26 protein-coding genes are annotated in these 19,130 nt (G+C 48.7%); 11 read left to right on the forward strand and 15 right to left on the reverse strand.

Translation table 11 applies throughout. The features are described 5' to 3' along the window. Nucleotides 1-4: 4 nt before the first annotated feature. The 12 genes from RYZ26_RS15440 to RYZ26_RS15495 form a co-directional block, all read right to left on the reverse strand. Complete coding sequence (locus RYZ26_RS15440) at nt 5-469, reverse strand: helix-turn-helix domain-containing protein (protein ID WP_317684135.1); 465 nt, start codon at nt 467-469, stop codon at nt 5-7. Nucleotides 470-535: 66 nt separating this feature from the next. Then, entirely contained in the window at nt 536-823 is a 288-nt protein-coding gene (locus tag RYZ26_RS15445; protein WP_317684136.1) for a hypothetical protein, read from the reverse strand. Between the two features lie 3 nt (nt 824-826). Next, nucleotides 827-1,021 (reverse strand): hypothetical protein, encoded by a 195-nt coding sequence (locus RYZ26_RS15450; protein WP_317684137.1) that lies wholly within the window; start codon nt 1,019-1,021, stop codon nt 827-829. Continuing rightward, entirely contained in the window at nt 1,014-1,673 is a 660-nt protein-coding gene (locus RYZ26_RS15455; protein ID WP_317684138.1) for a DUF3164 family protein, read from the reverse strand. Before RYZ26_RS15455 ends, RYZ26_RS15450 begins: the two co-directional genes overlap by 8 nt. A gap of 79 nt (nt 1,674-1,752) precedes the next feature. Then, entirely contained in the window at nt 1,753-1,998 is a 246-nt protein-coding gene (locus RYZ26_RS15460) for a hypothetical protein (protein ID WP_317684139.1), read from the reverse strand. After that, nucleotides 1,991-2,335, reverse strand: coding sequence for a helix-turn-helix domain-containing protein (locus tag RYZ26_RS15465; RefSeq protein ID WP_317684140.1), 345 nt, complete (start codon nt 2,333-2,335; stop codon nt 1,991-1,993). Before RYZ26_RS15465 ends, RYZ26_RS15460 begins: the two co-directional genes overlap by 8 nt. Then, entirely contained in the window at nt 2,323-2,877 is a 555-nt protein-coding gene (locus RYZ26_RS15470; RefSeq protein ID WP_317684141.1) for a hypothetical protein, read from the reverse strand. The genes RYZ26_RS15465 and RYZ26_RS15470 overlap by 13 nt, the downstream gene beginning before the upstream one ends. Before the next feature lie 2 nt (nt 2,878-2,879). Further along, nucleotides 2,880-3,635, reverse strand: a complete 756-nt coding sequence (locus tag RYZ26_RS15475; protein ID WP_317684142.1) for an AAA family ATPase — start codon at nt 3,633-3,635, stop codon at nt 2,880-2,882. A gap of 21 nt (nt 3,636-3,656) precedes the next feature. Beyond that, on the reverse strand, nt 3,657-5,882 hold the full coding sequence (locus RYZ26_RS15480; protein ID WP_317684143.1) for a Mu transposase C-terminal domain-containing protein: 2,226 nt from the start codon (nt 5,880-5,882) through the stop codon (nt 3,657-3,659). After that, on the reverse strand, nt 5,882-6,748 hold the full coding sequence (locus RYZ26_RS15485) for a ParB/RepB/Spo0J family partition protein (protein WP_317684144.1): 867 nt from the start codon (nt 6,746-6,748) through the stop codon (nt 5,882-5,884). Before RYZ26_RS15485 ends, RYZ26_RS15480 begins: the two co-directional genes overlap by 1 nt. Next, nucleotides 6,745-7,236 carry a hypothetical protein gene (locus RYZ26_RS15490; protein WP_317684145.1) on the reverse strand — a complete coding sequence of 164 codons (492 nt, stop codon included), beginning with the start codon at nt 7,234-7,236 and terminating at the stop codon, nt 6,745-6,747. The genes RYZ26_RS15485 and RYZ26_RS15490 overlap by 4 nt, the downstream gene beginning before the upstream one ends. Before the next feature lie 255 nt (nt 7,237-7,491). Beyond that, on the reverse strand, nt 7,492-7,797 hold the full coding sequence (locus tag RYZ26_RS15495) for a helix-turn-helix domain-containing protein (protein WP_317684146.1): 306 nt from the start codon (nt 7,795-7,797) through the stop codon (nt 7,492-7,494). A gap of 148 nt (nt 7,798-7,945) precedes the next feature. Here RYZ26_RS15495 and RYZ26_RS15500 point away from each other — a divergent pair, with 148 nt between their 5' ends. The 4 genes from RYZ26_RS15500 (at nt 7,946) to RYZ26_RS15515 (ending at nt 10,807) form a co-directional block, all read left to right on the forward strand. Then, entirely contained in the window at nt 7,946-8,488 is a 543-nt protein-coding gene (locus tag RYZ26_RS15500) for a helix-turn-helix domain-containing protein (RefSeq protein WP_317684147.1), read from the forward strand. Between the two features lie 122 nt (nt 8,489-8,610). Then, nucleotides 8,611-8,922: a hypothetical protein gene (locus RYZ26_RS15505; protein ID WP_317684148.1), complete on the forward strand. Its 312-nt coding sequence runs from the start codon at nt 8,611-8,613 to the stop codon at nt 8,920-8,922. A 59-nt stretch (nt 8,923-8,981) separates the two neighbouring features. Then, entirely contained in the window at nt 8,982-9,461 is a 480-nt protein-coding gene (locus tag RYZ26_RS15510) for a hypothetical protein (RefSeq protein ID WP_317684149.1), read from the forward strand. Nucleotides 9,462-9,751: 290 nt separating this feature from the next. Next, complete coding sequence (locus tag RYZ26_RS15515) at nt 9,752-10,807, forward strand: NTP transferase domain-containing protein (RefSeq protein WP_317684150.1); 1,056 nt, start codon at nt 9,752-9,754, stop codon at nt 10,805-10,807. Between the two features lie 292 nt (nt 10,808-11,099). Here RYZ26_RS15515 and RYZ26_RS15520 read toward each other — a convergent pair whose 3' ends face one another. The 3 genes from RYZ26_RS15520 to RYZ26_RS15530 form a co-directional block, all read right to left on the reverse strand. Continuing rightward, entirely contained in the window at nt 11,100-11,690 is a 591-nt protein-coding gene (locus RYZ26_RS15520; protein ID WP_317684151.1) for a hypothetical protein, read from the reverse strand. Nucleotides 11,691-11,787: 97 nt separating this feature from the next. Beyond that, the gene (locus tag RYZ26_RS15525) at nt 11,788-13,923 is read right to left on the reverse strand and encodes a protoglobin domain-containing protein (protein WP_317684152.1); all 2,136 of its coding nucleotides are present in this window, start codon (nt 13,921-13,923) and stop codon (nt 11,788-11,790) included. A 197-nt stretch (nt 13,924-14,120) separates the two neighbouring features. Continuing rightward, nucleotides 14,121-14,750, reverse strand: a complete 630-nt coding sequence (locus RYZ26_RS15530; RefSeq protein ID WP_317684153.1) for a 4'-phosphopantetheinyl transferase family protein — start codon at nt 14,748-14,750, stop codon at nt 14,121-14,123. Nucleotides 14,751-14,869: 119 nt separating this feature from the next. On the opposite strand from RYZ26_RS15530, the gene RYZ26_RS15535 reads away from it, so the two are divergent. From RYZ26_RS15535 to RYZ26_RS15565, 7 genes are read left to right on the forward strand one after another with little or no spacing between them, the layout of a single operon-like run. Further along, the gene (locus tag RYZ26_RS15535; RefSeq protein WP_317684154.1) at nt 14,870-15,280 is read left to right on the forward strand and encodes a hypothetical protein; all 411 of its coding nucleotides are present in this window, start codon (nt 14,870-14,872) and stop codon (nt 15,278-15,280) included. A gap of 5 nt (nt 15,281-15,285) precedes the next feature. Further along, on the forward strand, nt 15,286-16,005 hold the full coding sequence (locus RYZ26_RS15540; protein WP_317684155.1) for a beta-ketoacyl synthase chain length factor: 720 nt from the start codon (nt 15,286-15,288) through the stop codon (nt 16,003-16,005). Next, nucleotides 15,995-16,768, forward strand: a complete 774-nt coding sequence (locus tag RYZ26_RS15545; RefSeq protein WP_317684156.1) for a lysophospholipid acyltransferase family protein — start codon at nt 15,995-15,997, stop codon at nt 16,766-16,768. The genes RYZ26_RS15540 and RYZ26_RS15545 overlap by 11 nt, the downstream gene beginning before the upstream one ends. Continuing rightward, complete coding sequence (locus RYZ26_RS15550; RefSeq protein WP_317684157.1) at nt 16,761-17,021, forward strand: phosphopantetheine-binding protein; 261 nt, start codon at nt 16,761-16,763, stop codon at nt 17,019-17,021. Before RYZ26_RS15545 ends, RYZ26_RS15550 begins: the two co-directional genes overlap by 8 nt. 3 nt (nt 17,022-17,024) lie before the next feature. After that, a complete protein-coding gene (locus RYZ26_RS15555) occupies nt 17,025-17,273 on the forward strand; it encodes an acyl carrier protein (RefSeq protein ID WP_317684158.1) in 249 nt (82 codons plus the stop codon). A 6-nt stretch (nt 17,274-17,279) separates the two neighbouring features. Further along, nucleotides 17,280-17,867 (forward strand): COG4648 family protein, encoded by a 588-nt coding sequence (locus tag RYZ26_RS15560; protein ID WP_317684159.1) that lies wholly within the window; start codon nt 17,280-17,282, stop codon nt 17,865-17,867. Then, nucleotides 17,860-19,119 (forward strand): AMP-binding protein, encoded by a 1,260-nt coding sequence (locus tag RYZ26_RS15565; protein ID WP_317684160.1) that lies wholly within the window; start codon nt 17,860-17,862, stop codon nt 19,117-19,119. The genes RYZ26_RS15560 and RYZ26_RS15565 overlap by 8 nt, the downstream gene beginning before the upstream one ends. The last annotated feature ends 11 nt before the right edge of the window (nt 19,120-19,130 follow it).

A 19,130-nucleotide genomic window follows, 5' to 3' on the forward strand; every position in this document is an offset into this window, starting at 1 on the left:
GGCTTTAAGCGTTCACGGTTTCGCTTTCCGCAATGGCGCGCACCACATCAATAACGCGTTTGCGGATAACGGGGTCTTGAAGACGGCTAAAGGTCCGCACCAGTTCCAACGTCTGGCGGCGGTGAAGGGTTAAGTGTTCTTCGGGGATATCGCTTTCTGCAGTTTCGCCTTCATAGCCGGAGAAGCTTTCCTGCACGCTTTCCGGCATATCTTCAAAGAAGAATGAGATAGGCACATCTAAAACGTTACCCAACTGCCATAGCTTACTGGCGCTGACGCGGTTGGCGCCTCGTTCATATTTTTGGATTTGCTGGAACGTCAAGCCAATGCTTTCGCCCAACTTACCTTGGGTCATACCCATAAGGGTACGGCGTAATTTGATGCGCTGCCCAACATGCACATCGACAGGGTGAGGGGTATCGCTGCCGCGTGTGCCGGGTAGAGGCTTGTGGTGATTGTCTAAAGGCATTATGTTGCTCCTATTGTCTAAAGGAAATCGGTTCGTGTGGGGTCCAGCCAACGAGCCGATTTTTTGTTAATCCGCTTTGTTTTCGTTTAGCGGATGCATGATTTCCATCAGCGCCATGTCCCATGCTTTGGAATAACGGACACAGGCTTCCGGGTAGTTTCGGGTTCCGCCTTCATGACTTTCACGAAGACAGTCTTTTGTTGCTTCTTGCAGCTCGTTTATTGTGCTTTCGCTAACGGCAGAGCGGTGCAGAACGCAGAGGTGGTTGTCGTCCCAGTAGCTGCCACCATCAGTGACTTCACGCTTACAGTCTGGGACGTCGCAAATGTGTTTGTATGTCTTGACGGTGGTCATGGTTTAAGCGGCCTCGAAATTGAGAGCCTGAGTTTTGTAGTCGTCAGGCACTTCGGAAATGATCGGTTTGCGGGGTAAGGTGATGCCGCACTGTTTGGCAACGGTGCAGGCACCCTTGGGATGACGGGCGATCACATAGACAGGCTGAACATTTTCGCCCTCTACACGAAAGACCTTTGAAGCTTTTTTCTTAGCCATCACTTTCCCCTTTTTTTGGGTCGAGTTTCAGTACGGCAGAGGCCAGATCGATCGTGATCGATTTCCATTTACCTTCGGGCGTATCGCGGCGGTAAAAGCGGAAATAGGTTTTGGAGCCTTCGGTCTTGATGCTGTCGTTAATGGCATCAATGGCTGCGCGCCATTTGTCGTGGTCGATCTCAATACGGCGAAGCTGGAAGAGAGCTGCGCGATTGACCTGACCCGGCTTGTCCACATTGAAGGCGTGGTTCACAAGGGCGCGGATTTCGTCGCGGCTTCCCTCAGACCATTCTTCAATACATTCTTCGATCAGTTCTTTTGCGATCTGAAGTTCAGAGCCAAAGTCGATGTAATCCTGTACAGCCACAACAACTTTCATTTTGCCATCAAAGCTAGTCAGGGTGACATTGCCTTTCTTGCCGCCTTTTTCTACGCCGTATTTGTCGCGCAGAATGTCCTGAAATGCGGCAACGTCTGAGAAGGTGTGACCTTTGAAGCGCGCGATCTGAGCGTTCAGTTCATCGGCAAAGCCAAGAATTTTACGAACTGTCTGATCTTGTAGCTTGTCTGTGTCCTTGACCTTATCAATAGGCCAGAAGGCACCCTTGGAATCTTCCATGAAACCATCGGGAACTTGCGTTTCGGTACTCATTTTAAAAAGCCTTTCGGTTTGGGTTTGAAAACGACTTGGATGAAATAGCGCCATTGCTGGCGGATGAATTTGAACGGGTTCATGCGGCACCTCCATCTGGGGGACCTGTTTTGTTTTTGGACTTTTTGAAATCCATCAGAGACACAACGACCTGACATGGATCGTCAGCAATGACATGTTGTTCCATTTCAATTGCTGTCACTCTTGCTGCGGAAAGGTTTTCTAGGAGAATGCCAACCTGCGCCGCTGTTAAATGAAGCTCACCAAAATCATTACGTGTCTGGCGGATTAAGCTGTGAATATTACCTAAATCCTGACTAAGCATTATCCCCTCCCTTTAGCTTGTGAGGGCAGCCCTGACAGGCTTTCCATTGGCGGATGGCGTGTTTGCCACTCATGGGCATGTCGCGGCTGGACAGGTCGGCGCAATCGTCTTGTGCGATGTCGGTGCCTTGGTGGGGGCAGTTTACACGCCCGACCAAGGCTCGAAGAATTTTGTCTTCGATGTTGTCTGTCTTCCCCGGATAAGACCCGTTTAGAAAGGCAGATAAAGAGGAACGTGGGACACCGATCTTGTCGGCTACAACCTTCACCCCCCCCCTGCCGTCGTTAGCGGCATTGTAGGCATCCACCTCTTTCTTTGCGATGTCTAACGCTTGCATGGAAAGACCTCCTGTGTGTTGGGGTCGTAAACTTCAGTGCGGTGATTGCGGATCATGGGGGCTTCAGGACCAAGATCACGGATCAGTGAGAAACGTTTCTCACGACCTGATTTCCTTAATGGTCTGAGGTAACCGGCTAGCTCCAGAACCTTGAGATAACGTTGAACGCCGTCTCTTGGTGCCTTCTCATCACGCGCGACCAGTTTGGTCAGATCAGCAATGGTGAACTTTTGCTTCAGCCGCATGGCATGCCAAATACGCATTCGCATGCTGTTCGTGTGCTTGCGGCAATTTGTGAAAGGTGCTTGCGGGGCAGACGTTAACTCGGTCCCGCTTGCAAAGACCATCTTGCCTTCTTCAGTCAGTTGGAAACAGCCTGTGTCCACACGATCCACCATGCCGCGCGCAACTAATTTGCCGCAGGCTTGGATAATGGCTTTGCGCTTGATATCCAAAGCCTTGTCCAGAGCGTCTATGGTCAAACAGGCATCCGGCCCGATCTGCCGTAGAACGACGTTTTGGTGTGTGGCTTCCCCGCTCATGGTTAAGCCCTCACCTTAATTTCTTGACCCGTTGTACGGTTGTTAATCAAAACCTCACCGTCCATTGAGGCCAGCGTTACAACGCCTTCATTTTTCTTGCCGAAACGTTCAATCGACATGAAGGCTTCCATGATCTCGCGGGTATAGCCCTGCGTTTGCTTTTGGACAAACTCAAGTAAGTCCTCAGCGATCTCAACCTCAACAAGGCCTTTGGCAAGGTTCTTTACATCATCCACATCAGCTTTTTGGAATTCTACATACTGGGCGACACGGCTGGCGACCTGTGGGAACTTTTGTAGCTTATCTTTGATGCGATCCATGCCGACCAAGATGAAGGGAATTTCTGTAATGTCCGAAAAGTCACGCAGGGTTTCCAGCAGGTCAGAATCACTGGCAACGTGGTCAGCTTCATCAACAACCACACCGAATGTTTGCCCTCGGTTCTGCGCATCCATATCCATTGTTTGCAGGTGGGTTAGAGCGCTTCGAAAATTCGGTTCAAAGAAGCGTCCATAGTCCTTGACCCCCATGGCTGTGAGAAGCTCTCTCAACATCCAGCCCGGTGTCCACTCACGTTTGGCACGCAGGTAAACGGCGTTATTCTGTGTGGTCCACCATTCAAGGATTTCCGTTTTGCCAAGACCGGGTTCGCCCTTGACTACCATCAGGCAGGCTTCTTCAGCTCCGCGTTCCTGAAGCTTGGACAGCCCCGCCAGAAACTTCATGACGTTTTTGGTCTGTACAAATTGTGCTCTCATTAGTACACTTCCTTCTCTACGTTATACCGCTGCACGTTTCGCAGCGATTTCTCTGAGGGTGTCCAGCACGACACCCTCAAATTCCATCTGCATCCTGAAAATGTCGTTCTTGAGCTTGCGTTGTAGCTCTTCAACATCTGTGTCGGTTGCATGTGTCGGGTTCTCAGAAAGCCATTTCCCCCAGCTCACATCGTCGCTGAAGATTGGACGGCCAGTGGATGAAACCATCTTCACTGGTTCGTTGGTTTTCTGCATTTTGGCGAGTTCCGCTTCGGCGCGTTCCTGTGCATCCAGCGTTAGGATCGGAGCTTGTTCCGTCTCCTGATATTCTATTTCTAACGGGCGCTGAGACTCTGCGATCACTTCGGCGCGCTTGTCGTCCAGACGTTTCAGGCGGCCTTTGGTGCGTTGTTCTTCCTTTTTCTGCTGGAAGCTCAAAGCCTCATGCATAGTGCCCTGATCGAAGTAGGCGCGCTTGTTGCCATCAAGTTCGGCTACAGCCAGCAGGCGCATATCAAAGTCACGCACCCAGACCTTGGTGGCGTCATGAACGTCAAAGCCAACTAAAGCCCAATCGCCGTGGTAATGTTCCAGATCGAAACTGAAATAGACGTTGTTCAGCAGGCGGACCTCGCCGCGAGAAATCTTGCGCTTCAGGTATGGACGCTTCAGATCGGCGGCTTCATCCTTGGCGATCAGGATCGGTTGATTGCCTTCAGCCAGCCAGTTATCCCAGACCTCTTTCGGGCTAAGATAGCGGTTGCGACGGGTTTCAGGGCAACGAACCCGCTTCAGGCTGCTGTGCGGTTTGGCGTTGTAGCTGTCGATCTGATCCTGAACACATTGTTTGAATTCATCCCATGTCATTTCAAATGGAGCCTTGCGTTTGGCGCGCAGTTCCTTGTCTGTGATGCGTTTGATTTCGCGGATGGCTTCCTTGTCGGCATCCTTGCCAACATAGGTGGTGTAGGACTTGGCAAGCGGCACCCAGAGCGTTTTGTTCAGGCGTTCAATCACACCACGCGCTTGGGAGTTATAGGCCAGTGACTTCTTAGGCGTGATGCCCCAGCGGTCATAAAAACCAACGGCGGGTGCCTCAAACAATTCAGCGCGGAAACCCGGCCCGTTATCTGTGTACCAGATGCAGCACATGCCGCGATGTCGCCCATCATCACCTTCAATGATTGAAACTGACAGAGCTTCCAGAACGCCAAGGCTGTCTTCTGCCAGACCAACTGACCAACCAACCACATAGCGGGTGTAGATGTCGATGACGACAGTGATTTCAGGTCTGAAAGGTTGACCGTGGAAAGGATGTTCAACCGTTGCCTTGAAGGTGTGACCGTCAGAGCTATAAACGGCTGTAGGCCAGAGTTCAGATACATCACGGCGCGTAAATGCTTTCATGGCTTTTAACGCCTGTGGCCCCATCCGGCCTTTATTTTGTGTGATAGGCGACAGCTTTTTGATAAACAGGCGCGCCTGATCGTAAGTCGGAACCTGAATGTTTGCAGGAAGGTATTTCGGTAAATCTTCCATACAGCTCAATAGGGACGGTTTGTTCGGCTGCCGATAAAGTTCCAGCAGTTGCCATGCCCAGTCGGGAATGGTGAAATCGGTTTCTTTTGATAGTGCGGGTGCCAGTCCTGCGACACCATTCTTTTCTTTTGCTTTGAACCACTCGTAAATCGTGGCACGGCTTAGTTTGAGCTTAGTTTTCCCAGATTGTTTACCCGATTTCGCATTGGCCTGAATGATCAGATCGCGCAGGTATGAGGGTAAACGGTTTGTCAGTATAAGATCACGTAATCTTTCAATCGCATTAGTGCGACCACCGCGCATGCTTTGCTCATCAATCCAACGAAGGATGCCGCAGCGCGCTTCCATGACGTCGACCTGCCATTGGTTAAGCTGATCCAGTTGGTCCGGCTTTTCCTTAAAGGCAACATCGACTTCTTCCACAAGAGCGCCGCCTTCGACATCTTCCTGCAGGTGGTTATCAATGAAATGATTAAATGCTACGGGAGGCAGAAGCACATAGTGATATTCCCAACCTCCACCTTTGCCAGATCGCTTCTGAGCCAAAGGGATACCATTTTTATCAAGGCTTGGCTGCCAGCGATTCCAGCGATCTTTAATGATCCATCCTTCTCTTTGCGCATGCCGAATTACCCCACGTTTATTGTTATAAAAATCGGGTAAATCCATTGCGGCATATTCGTCAGCAGAGAAGAAAGGTGCAGCCATTACGCAACCTCCTTACTTGCTTCTGGCAGGGTAATACCCTGATCCGCCAGCCATTGCAGGAACTCACCCTGTTCCGGCTGGAGAGCTTGTTTCCAAGCGTTCTTCAATTTGTTGAGGCGGCGTTCCTCAGGCGTTTCCGGCTTATCAACTTTACCTGCAAGGTGCGCCTTGCATTTAGCGACACTGAGAAGAGGGTTTTCTTCGCGTAACATCAGATCAAGATATTTTGCCTGTGTTTCGGGGTCGCAGCGCGCAAGATTAAGGAGTTCTCCATGCTTATTGGAAATCCAGCTTCCGTCGATCCGCTCGTGACTCTCTGGAGAAAGACCCTTGGCGATTTTCAGTTGTTTCTGGATTTTTGACTCTGAGCATCGCATCAAATTGGCAGCCTCAGAACAAAACGGAATATTTCCGTTTTGATTTTTAGCGTCTTCCGACTTGCGATCACCACCCGGTTTTGTTTCCGGGTATTTCTCCCAGTAAATCTCCTGCTTTTCAGCCAAAAATTTAGCTTCATCAAAGGCATTCAATTCATGACGGCGCAAGTTCTCATCAATTTCGATCATCCGCGCATCAAGCGGTGTCTCAGGTTCAACGACGATTGCAGGGATATCATCCCACTGTAAAATCCATGCGGCAGATAGGCGGTGCATGCCGCAAACCACCATGTAGCCGTCAAGCTTTTCGGCAGCCCATTTAGTGTGGTCTTTCGGGTCAACCTCACGCGCAGGGCGGACAATGATCGGATACAGCAAGCCAATTTCTTGGATGGAGGAAATCAAGTCCTCAACCTTATCGCTGTTCTTAGAGCGTAAACGGTTTTGGTGTGATATGTCGGCTAGAGGAATGCGAAGTTCGTTGCTCATGCCTCACCTCCTGCTTGCATCAAAGGCAGATCAGCGATGTCTTTCAAAATCTGTTTGGCGGCTGTTTGTTGCATGACCACCATCTGCCCGATACGGGCATAATAAAGGTGGCTGGTACCCGCGACCCGGCAGCCAGCTTGTTGTGCAAACCAGTCAAGGAAGTTTGATCCGAGAATAACGGTCAGAGGGGCAACATAGTGGGCAGGCAGGTCGCTGGGGTGGCTGTCCTTGGTCCACATATCAATGTTGTGTTTTGAAACTTCTGTGCCCGTCCAGGCACTGAGAAGGGCGGCAACTTCTTCACGAGATTTATCGCTAAGCTTGAGGGCCGTTGCCAGCCATTGGCGTGTTGCCATTTTACAATCTAACCCACCGTTATCAGGGTTAGGCGCTGCGGGGGCTTCAATTAGTTCGATACCAGTTTGTTGTGCAAACATATCGAATTGGTCTGGGTGAGGTTGTGTACGGCTGCTTTTTTTTCTAGCCATGTCATTGCTCCTTTCGGAAAAAGGACCGGACGACACTTTTGTGCACTGTGCCGTCCGGCCAGTTAGCTCTCCTCGTCTTGGGATAACTAGGGAGAGGAGAGAGGCAAAGTAGGTGGCAGACTGACGATCAGGCGTTATCGAGGGGACGTTATCGCCAGCCTGCCGATCTGTCGTTTGGGAGGAAACGCGCAAAGCACCAAACGGCAGAATTCTGTTGTTCGCGGCGCATGCATAAAATGAACATTCAGTCATTGTTCACGCCGCCTTCGTAAATTGGTCGTTGTGCCGGGCTTTTTTTTTGATATTCTGTTTCCCGACATGCTGATCTTTCAAAGGGTTGCCGTCTTGGTCGTAACGATCAGGCCAAATTTCTTGAGGCTCCATTTTTATGAGTTTTGCAATTTTGGCTTCGACTGTAGGCCAAGGATTCCGTAGGCAAGTATTAATTGCTGTCCAATGGAAACCCCAGTGACGAGACAGACCAACCATGGTCCAACCCGTCATACGGATTTTGGCTTTAATCTCTTCTTTGTGGAGACCTTTTGCAGGTTCGCGTGTCATGAGTTCTCCTTAAGGTGCCGATGGTCAGATCGGCTTTTTTCGGGGTGTCCATTTTCTAGTTCTAGAATGAACATATACGACAAAAATGGCGTAATCAATACTAAAAATGTCGTGTCACAGTTATGATTTTGCCAAAAAGGCGACAAATGTGGCGCATATTGTTGATTTTGTTACCTTTTTGTCGTTCTGTGACGCTTTGTACAAAAATGTGCACGTTGTCACAGAAAGGGAGTTTTTCTGTGACATGCAAAATATTGCTGATCGCTTAAAAGAAATTCGAAAAGACCTAGGCATAGCTCAAGAAGAGATGGCGAAGGTAGTTGGGACAAAGTTTCGCACTTGGCAAAGGTATGAAGCGGGTTCGTCTCTGCCTAAATTGCAGTATTTAGTGACGCTGGCTGAGAAAGGCTATGATGTTAACTGGTTGCTAACGGGTGAAGGTAGTATAAAAAAAGTACAGAAAGACAATGCTTTAGAACCGGATTCTCTCTTGATAGATGCGGCGGCATGGTTCCTTCAATGGTCACAGGAGAATAAATTCAGTATTGACACGGATAAGTATCCTGATGCCTTAAGATGGTGCTATGACGCTGTTTTAAAAGAGAAAAAAGTAAATCCTGATATTACTTCTACTGAGCTAAGAGACTACTTAAGGAAGTCTTTATCTTTTCAATTACTTTTAAATAGATAGATTTGCGCTATAAATGTGGGGTGAGGTGAGTGCCATCACCTCACGTTCGGATGCATAGGGTCCTTATCGTGAAACCACGCCCACTCCCCGCGCGGGGGTCCGGCAAAATCGCAAGGTATCAAATGTCCGACTTCAATACTTCAGTCCTTAAGGAGAAACCTTTTTCTTGGAAATTGAGCTTTTATAGTTTCTGCCTTTTAATCAGCATAGGCTATGCCAGTTTTTATTTTTGGCAAGGTACTCGTCCGATTGATGTGAATCAATCCAATGTTCTAAAAGCCGTAGTTGACGATGTGGCAAAAGCGGAAAGCCGCACTGTTCAAGGCGTTTGGGCTGAAATACATAGAACCTATGGGGTGCGTACTCTTCACGATTTGAAGAAAAACGACTACAACGATCTAATGGATCGGTTAGCTCGGCGGCTCCAAAAATAAAGAGAGAGGGTGATAAGCCCTCTCTCATATTTACAATTGACTTGCATAATGAGATTAACATGAAATTTGTTTTAGTAGCCTTAAGTCTCTTCCTTGTGGGATGTGGTGAAACACCAGAAGAAAACCGTAAAAAATCTGCTCAAGAGTTGTCAAAAAAAGTGATTATAGCGGAAGAAGCAAGTGATAAAGAAAGACAATTGATTATCAAGACATTAGCTTATCTCTTTTCGACACATTGCAAAGGTTTAGTCCAATACAGGTCATCCATAGAGAGCATTGAAGTATCATATGCAGACGATGAAAAAATTAAAAATGCTTATGAATGGGCACGAAAGCGTTACGGATGGTCATATTTTGTTGAACTTAAACCGAAAATCAAAGGTAAACCACAACTCGGAATATCAGACGCTGCAGGACATACGCTCTATTTCTATGCTGGTGTCGGTATGCTTAGCGGTATTTATGGACGAAAAGATGAGGGTAAAGAGATTTGTAGCCTTCCTGAAAGTCGCTTTCTCCCTGATGAAATGCTACGTTGAGCATAGATTACGACGCATTTTTGATCACTTCCGTTTTATATTGTCCAGAAACAAACTCAAAAAAATCTCATTATTTCTCATTCCTGTCCAGAAACCGCTTTTGGGTGCGTTAACCCTCTATCCCTTATAAACAGCCGTTCTAACGGTGAAATCACCTTGGAACCGTCTGTCCAGAATGAAACACCCCCCTACAGACAAGGGCCCAAGCCCGCAGACTCTACGGAGCATGGCAAAGCCCCGCGCACGATAAATCTGGACCCCAAAACCAACAGGAAACCACTTGACCTGAGATGCGTTCGGAAAAGGATAGTCCTGAGACGGTTCGAAGATTGCGTAAGGCAATCAGCCATGCTTATATTTTAATAAGTGGGGAGACGGAGGCAAAATTACCGATGGCCATAAGTGCAGTCATTCTTTGCGCGGGAGAAGCCACACGCTGGCATCAAAGTCCGCACATGCCAAAACAACTGGTTATGCTGGGGGGAGAAGCCCTCCTTCATCGCAGTGTTCGTTTGTTGAAAGAAAACGGCGTTTCTCAGATAACGGTTGTGGCACTTGACGAGCGGTTACGTGTTGAGGGGTGTGACTTTTTTTCTCCCGCAGACCACCTCTGGATTGTGGAAACTTTAAAATCCAGTGAAAGCCTGTGGGCGGAGCGAACCATCATTTTGCTGGGTGATGTCTATTATTCAGAAGCTGCCATGGCGCAGATTGTTGGGAATTCAGAAGAAGTCACTTTCTTTGGCAGGGAAGGGCCGAGCCCGATTACGTTAAGTTCGTCCGGGGAGCTGTTTGCGCTTTCATTTCAATCTTCGTTTCAGCGGCGATTAAAAGTGATCCTGAGCGAGGTGATTGAAAAGGCAAAACAGGGAAAATGGGGGAAGTTGTGGGATGTCTATGGTCGTATCGCAGGGCCTGAAGATGTGAATTTCAAAACTGCGGTAAAAGAGATTGAGAGGGTTTATTTCCATCGTATCTATGATTTAACCGAAGATGTGGATACGGTTGAAGAATTCAAGACCTTGCAGGCCGTGCACGGGTTCTGGCAGAAATGGCAGGTACGTTCATTGAATGAGGTGGTGCAAAATCCAGTCTGTTTAGCAGCTTATTTTGATTTTGGGAAATCTCTGTTCAATCGTCCTTCCTATGAGCAGGCCCTCGGCGTGTTCGATACTATCCTGAGAGTGCAGCCGGATCATACTGAGTGTAAATCCTTATTGGGACTGGACGAGCAAAGCACTCTTGACTTTTCGGCCTTTAAATCAGATGCAGAGGAAGAAAACCTGATCGTATCTGCGGCGGCTAATTATATACGTGAAATTGGACCGCGCACGCTCATGCTGTAGCTCAGGTTTTTCAAGCTGCGCAGCGATTATGGCGATATGATCGCAGGAAGGTGCGGGTATCTGTTGCAGGCCCTGATTGAGGGGGAAACCATCAGCGATAGTGATTTATTGTCTCTCGTTCTTGTTTTGCGTACCGAGAAAATAGATTTCACTGCCTGTGTTCGGCCAAATCCGAACGCGGACGGGTAACGCGACACGCTCCAAAATTCTGGATGACTTGCTGGTGTTGTTTCAATTGCCGGGTTTCGGTTATCAGGTCCGTAGGGATAAAGAGGATGGCAATTATCTGGATTTAGGCCGAGGCCTCTAACTGGCGCGCCAGATTTTCACGGGCTTGCTGGAGGCGCAGCATTTTGTTGATGAGCTCGGGCGTGTTGCCTTCTTTTTCCATCCGGCGTTTCAGCTTCTTGGCTTTTTTGCGCAGACCCTTGGCGCGTTCTTCCAGTTCTTTGTGATCGGCTTTCTTGACCTGTTTCAGCGCTTTCTCGTAGCCTTCCTTGTCGGTTGGACGGGCACTGCCGACGCTGTCTGCGGACAGCAAGATCGTGATGGAAGCGATCTGGCCGTTGCCTTTCACGTCCAGAATGCAAACGGAAAACCGTTCCCCATCCAGCACGCCGATCATGCAGGGGTAGGCCTTGGCATCCGGCAAATCAATGATGGCATCGATCATGGTCAGGCTCTGGCCCTGGCTTGAAAGACGTTTAAACATCTTGTGGGTGCGGTTCATGATCTGTTGTTTGCCGATGATGGTCGGTTGGGTTTGGCGGGCAAATACGACTTCCTGCGCATCCAGCATGCCTGCCAGTCCCATCAGGTCACGCGCATTAAAGCGTTTTACATATTCTTTTGTGGTTTCAACCGCTTTTACGAGATTTGCCATGCTGGTCCTACGTATAATTACTTGCTTATGTGAAGTGCCGTTCTTTGAATGATAAGTCAAGTTTCGATCGTGGTGATTGTATCTATCTATCTATCTGTTAAATCTTATAGGCAATCCGCAGGTTGCCCCAGTGGCGTTCCCGGATGAAGATCGGGGCATCGACTTCTTTGAGCAAAATCCGGTCATTCCCCACAACCCGATCATAGGTCTGGATCAGGCATGATGTGGTGTTACGCGACGCGCGCAGGCCTGCCGGGTCATCAAAGATACGGCGGTTGCGTGAATTTGCATCATTCCAGACCGGATCATCGCCTTGCGGTTTGGAATATTCTTCATTGTGGGTGGGCAGGAAACCCGATCGGGCCACAGCTGCGGCAAAGACAATATCCGGCAGACGTTTACGCAGGGCTTCCTGAATTTCCGGCAGATATTCATCGGTGATATTCAGATATTTGGTTGTGAATTGTTCCGGGTTGGAATTGGGGATGGTCTGGAAATCGATATCAAAGAAGTCTTCAATATCAATTTTCTTTTTGGCAATTGCATCTTCAAAGGCACTGGAAATGCGCACAGCCCCTTCAACCGCCAGATCAGAATAGGCCGCATCATGCTGACGGACCTTTTCAAGAATATCGACCACCTGGCCCGTCTGATTTTCGCTGATATTGACAAAGGCTACGTTGATCATGCGATCATTGATGTCGCGGATATCGGCTGTGATGGTGCCCAAGTCCGCATTGCTGATCTCGCACGGTCCTTTTTGCAAGGTGGGTTCTGGCTGGTGCAGGCGTAAGGAGGTCCCACCGATACCCAGGTCCGCCATACTGGCCTGATAGGTTTTGCCGCTGCTTTTGATCTGGATCAGCATGCCCATTGGGGTGCGGTCATATTCACGACGGTTGCCCGCCATGGATGATCTGAGCAGGACGCGCATGGCGTTGCTGAGGCCTTCTACATCGCGCACCACATTGCTGGAAATATTGGTGACTTTTCGCGCCATTTCCTGAGAGGCCACATTGCTTTCTGTCACTGTTTCCATGGTTTCGGTTACCTGGTGGGTATTGTCAGAAGCAACCGTTGCACTGCCGCTGATTTCCGATGTGGCGGCATATTGTTGTTCGGTGGCTTCGGTGATGCTGGACACATTGGACCCGATTTCCTGGATCAGGTTATTGACGGCTTCAATCTCGCGCGCGGCATGGTCGGTTGCGGTTTGAATTTCCGTTGCCTGCCGATTTACTTGTTCGATGGCTTTTTCGGTTTCTGCAGCCAGACTTTTGACTTCATTTGCCACAACGGCAAATCCTTTGCCGGCTTCACCAGCACGGGCGGCTTCGATGGTGGCGTTTAGCGCGAGCATACGGGTTTGGGAGGCCACGTTCTGTATTAGGGCGACAACGCTTGAAATTTCCATCGCTTTTTCTTCCAGGCTTTTGACCTTTTCCTGGCTGAGGCGGGACTGTTCAATGGCACGTTGCGCCAGGTCATCTGAAGATTGGACCTGACCTGCGATATTTTTGCTGGAGGCATCTAACTCTTCTGTCGCGGCAGCAACGGTTTGGATGGACTGGAAAGTCTGATTGATGGACTCGTTTGCGCTTTCGACCTGGGTTTCAAGGTTTTGTTGGGCGGTGTTTAGATATTCAACGCTTTCCTGCATCAGGCTGGTTTGGTCGGATACGCTCTGGATTGTGCCGTCGGCTTCACGCAAAATCTGGTTGGACATATTCAACAACTGATCACGCAGTTTTCTGTTTTCGCCGCGCTGAATATAAGTGGTCAGGGCCAGGTCAATATCCAGACAGACTGTTTTCAGCATGGATGAGATTTTCTTTGAAACCTTGGGTGCTTTAACCCGGTTTTTTTTGAGCGACGCTTCGATCAGTCTTTCGATCAGAAAGAAATAGCCGCCCAGATACCATCTTGGTTCCAGCCCGATGACCTCATGCACATTCCCGATCTGAATGGCGCGCGAGACATAGGCTTCTGAATATTCCCCGCTGAACAGATTTTCCCAATGGCCCAACTGTGCCTGGGTCAAGGTGGTGGTATCTGAATTGGCCGAGATGATCCCTTCGGTGGCTTCATATTGGCCCAGATGATTGTAAAAGGCGCCGATAATGTCCGGCAGGTCATCTTTAATCTCCTTAAAGAAGGCGTTCATCTCGCTTTTTGCTTCATCATCGATGCGCAAAAAATCCAGTCGGTTGTGAATGTCGGTATCGTCGCTCATGGGTCAGCCAGCCTCACTATTTATGTTCGGGGTTTATGTATGATGTTTTTGTTACCCGGTTATTTCAATTTGTAATGTCTTAAAGAAATCGCATTGAAGTGTGTTGTATTGTGGCGACAAAAGCAACAGAGATAAATAGGGAGGACCCCTTACTACAGAAGGGGTATATGGCTGAGATAAAACACAATTTTTTGTGTTTAGCTGTCGGTTTTTTGTTGGAATTCATCTGTAAATCCTTCCACCCATTTTCCATCAGGTGTAAAGGTGGCGATGACATAATCGTTTTCAAAGGCTGTGTTAAATCTCGGGTCGGTCAGTGCGCCCCTTGCGATTTGGTAGCAGAGTTTCGCTTTCGAAAAATCCAGCCCCTGCCCCGACGCTTTGCCATAGGCTTCATTCAATGTCCAGAATTTGTAGGCGCACAAGAGGCCGCCACTAAAATCTGGATAGAAGTTTGAAACCAGTTTTAGAATGTCACGGTCAGGATCGCAAAATTCGGTATCAATGCCAATCGGTCCGTCGTCACTCAGGGCGATACAAACCAGGTTTTGCGAGTGGCTGATGGATGCCCACAGGTGAATTTCTGCAGTTTGGAGGTGAAGAAGGATTTCACCGTTTTCTCCGGTGCTAATTTTCAGGTCCTGTGATCTGGTTTGCCAGTATTTTTGAAAGACAAACCGAATAAGGTAACGGGCTGTAAGGCTTTGCTGCTTTCGGTGGTTTTTTTTAAATCTCCGGGCGTATAGAATATCTTCTTCCTCACACCACTGCGCAATCCGTTCAGTGGTCTTCGGGTCTGTCAGATATGTCCTTGCGATCTTAAGCATGTGGCTTTCTTATCACGCTCTTGTCTTAGACTGAATGATTAATAATATCACCCTTGACCAAAGGGGTATTAATCGGTTTATTGGACGACCTATGATTGGTTTTCGGGAAGAATAATAATATGAACAAGTTTTTTAAACGTGGTCTGTTATCTGTATTTGTTTGCTTGTTGCTGACAGGTTGCTTTGGGCGCATCCAGCCACTTTATTCGGTTTATAATCACCCTGTTCCGTCGTCTGCTGATTTTATGTCTTTGCGTGAAATCAGCGAAGTGATTGAACTGTCGGCGGTCAACCGTAAATGGTTGGTGGAAGAGCAATATCCCGGCCTTTTGACCCTGACGTTCCGTAAGAAAACGCATATGGCAGTTGTGGAAGTGTCATTTGATCAGTCCAATTATTCCATCAAATATGTGAACAGCACGCATCTGCTTTATAACGGTACGACAATTCACCGTAACTATAACCGCTGGGTTGCCAATCTGGAACGTGACATCGAAATGAACCTCCAGAAAGCAGCGATCAGCCGCTAAAGCGCATGTCTCTGTCATTTAGCGTAACAAACTGGGCTGCATGGGGCGCGGGTCTCGAAACACGGGACGACTGGCTTTCATCGCAGCCTTTAGTTTTATCTGATGATGTTAATGCGTCTCCAAACATTAAAGACCTGCCGATGATGTTACGACGTCGCCTCAGTCACCTGGGGCGTATGGTTATGCGGGTGACCCATGATCTGGAGATGGAAGACAGCCTGCCGCTTGTCTTTTCTTCGCGCTATGGAGAAAGTGATCAGACGGTAAAGTTGCTGGAATCCCTCTCGGTCAAAGAGCCCTTGTCCCCGACCATTTTCAGCATGTCGGTTCACAACGGTCTGGCAGGCCTGTTTTCCATCACGACAAGAAACAAACAGCCCCATACCGCGATTTCAGCAGGTGCCGCCAGTTTTTGTAACGGTTTGCTGGAGGCTTGCGCGATGTTGCAGGTCAATCCTGAACAACCTGTTTTGCTGGTTCATTATGATGGTCCCCTATCGGATTTTTATGAGAACTTTGGTGATGAACGGGTGAAACCGATGGCTTTGGCACTGCGGCTGGAAAAGACAGGTAGAGACCCTCTGTCTTTTGCTGCTGTCAAGAATGTCGAAGCTGATTCTAAAGAAGATGCCGCTTTAAGCTTCATGGATTATCTTCTGAAAAATAAAAAAAGCTGGTCATGGAATGACGGGCGCACACAATGGAATAGTAGTTATGCTGGATAAATTAAATTATCTGCAGCGATTGATTTTTACGGGTCTTGCCTTCGCCTCTTTCAGTCTGGGGGGGCTGTTGCTGACCCTGACTGTTTTTCCGGTCATTGCGATCTGTTCAGGTGCGGAAGAAAAACGCATCAATCGCACACGCCGGATGATCCATCTGTGTTTTCGTCTGTTTGTTTTTATGCTGCGCATCACAGGCATTCTGGATTGTGAAGTTTATGAACGCGAACGTCTGAAAACAGCCAATGGCCGCCTGGTGGTGGCAAACCACCCCACCTTGCTGGATGTGGTGTTTTTGATCTCCATGATGCCGAAAGCCCAATGTATCGTGAAACATGAGCTTTGGGACAGCAAGTATCTGGGCGGTGTGATGCGTGCGGCGGGTTATATCCGCAACGATGGCGATCCGGAAGCTTTGTTTGAACAGTGCAAACGCGCGATTGAACTGGGCCATGATATCGTGGTCTTCCCCGAAGGCACACGTACCGTGCCGGGCAAGGACCTGAAATTTCAGCGTGGCTTTGCCAATATCGCAGCCCTGGTGCCTTGTGATATTCAGCCAGTGACCATATCATGTGTGCCGCCCAGTCTGGCAAAGGGGCAGAAGTGGTATGAAATTCCGCCGAAAAAGATGCAGTTCAATTTCTGGGTGGAAGAACAACTGGACATTCAGGCATATTTAGGCCATCAACCTCGATCAAAAGCCGTCAGACAGCTGACAAGAGAATTAGAACAACATTACTGTGGAAAAATGTCTCATGGATGAATTAGAATTGGAACTCAAGAAGCTGATCATTGAAGCCTTGAACCTTGAAGATATTGAACCGACAGAGATTGACAGTGAAGAACGCCTCTTTGTTGAAGGTTTAGGTCTGGATTCTATTGATGCATTGGAACTGGGTATGGAAATTCAGAAGAAATATGGCATTAAGATCAATTCTGAGACGGAAAATATCAAAACCCACTTTGCCTCTGTTGCAAATCTGGCAAAATTCATCACTGCGGAAAAGGAGGGCTAAGTTATGCTGAGCCGCGAAGAAATTTCCGATAAGCTGAATGAATATCTGCAAGACCTGTTTGAAGTCCCCGAAGAAGACATCACACCGGATGCGTTGCTGTTTGAAGACCTGGATCTGGACAGCATTGATGCTGTTGACCTGGTGGTAAAACTGCAGGAACTGACAGGCAAGAAAATTCCACCGGAAGAATTCAAGACGGTGCGGACCGTTAATGACATCGTGGAACGTGTACACGCGCTGGTGTCTGAATAACGTCCGATGAAACCGGGTGTTAAAGTTAAGCCACTGGTGGTGTTGCTGACCCTGTTGGGTCTTGCCTATCCGTTTGCGGTTTATTTTGGCCTGCAGGTTTTCTCTCCGCTTACCATTGCCTTTTGCCTGTTGGGTTTCCTTGCCATCCGCCTGTTTGTGCAGTGGCGGGAAAAAAAGCAGATGATTGAAATGGTCGCTTTGGTGCTGACCCTCATCTGTGTTGCCGTTCTGATGGTGGTGGATCAGATGCTGGCGGTGAAATCCTATCCGGTGGCGTTGAGCCTCAGTCTGGCGGCGGTCTTTTCTTATTCTGTGCTGCATCCGCCGACTTTCATTGAACGGTTTGCCCGCCTGTTAGAGCCGAACCTGAACGAAAAGGGTGTGCGCTATACGCGGAAAGTCACCGTGGTCTGGATTGGGTTCTTTATCGTAAATGCCAGTATTTCAGCGGGCACGGCTCTCTATGGGGACCTGGATGTCTGGACCTTTTATAACGGATTTCTCTCTTATATTTTCATCGGTGTTGTGATGGGGATTGAATTGCTGGTGCGTCAATTTGTGAAAAAGCAACATGTGGGAACTGCCCATGATTGATCTGTCCCGTCTGCTGCAAAGTGATCGCATGGCACCTGTTACGCCTGACATTGATTTTGCCCAGTTTAAAAAAGACGTCGCCCATAATGCAGCATGCGTTAACTCAGATGATGTGGTTCTGTTTGAAACCAGCAGCTATAAATTTCTGGTCGGGGTTATGGCGGTGTTGCAGGCAGGTGCGCGTCTGTCCTTGCCACCCAATGATGCGGAAAAGACATTGGCATCAATGTCCGGCACGCGACTGCATGTGGAACTGGGCGGTGAAGGTGAGTTTGAATTTCGCCCTCTTGACCCAGAGACAAGCATACTGGATTTTTACACCTCGGGTTCAACGGGTGAATCAAAATGTGTGCGAAAGACTCTGCGTCAAATCGAAAATGAAATTACGGTTTTGCAGGAGACCTGGGGCGATGTGATAGACGGTCATTTGGTGCTGGCAACAGTGTCGCATCAGCATATCTATGGCATGTTGTTCAAGGTGCTGTGGCCGATCTGCGCGGGCCGTCCATTTTATGATGAAATGTTTGAATATTGGGAACATCTGGTACCCCATGTCACGGCTGAAACTGTTATTGTGTCTTCACCTGCGCATTTAACCCGCTACCCTGAACTAGGGGAAGTGAACACGCCGAAGATGATCTTTTCATCCGGTGGACCTTTGCCGTTGGACGCTGCGCTTGAGACACAGCAGATTTTCAACCAAACCCCGATGGAAGTCTTTGGCAGCACTGAAACCGGTGGGGTAGCCTATCGCCAGCAAACCGGGCCGTCCATCCCCTGGCGCCCGTTTGACGGGGTGGAAACCACATCGGATGAAGACGGCGTTCTGTCCATTCGATCATCCTATCTGGCTGATGAGAACTGGTATGAAATGAGTGACCGGATCGAGTTTCTGGATGACAATCGTTTCATGATGAAAGGGCGCATTGACCGCATTGTGAAGGTGGAAGGAAAACGTGTTTCCCTACCCGAAGTCGAAGCGGTTTTGTGTGACCTTGATCTGGTGGAAGCCGCTGCTGCCTTGATTACGCCAGATGCGCGCCAGTCTTTATCTGCGGTGGTGGTGTTAAGTGCGGCCGGGCAAGAAAAACTGGGTGAGGTCGGGGAGTTCCGCATGGGGCGTTTCCTGCGATCTGTCATGAAAGGGTCACTTGATCAGGCAGCCCTTCCAAGACGTTGGCGCTTTGTGGATGAAATACCCGTTAATTCCCAAGGGAAACGCTTGATGGCAGATTTACTTCGGTTATATTAGCGACCATGAAA

The organism is Terasakiella sediminum (assembly GCF_033100395.1).
Classification (GTDB): domain Bacteria; phylum Pseudomonadota; class Alphaproteobacteria; order Rhodospirillales; family Terasakiellaceae; genus Terasakiella.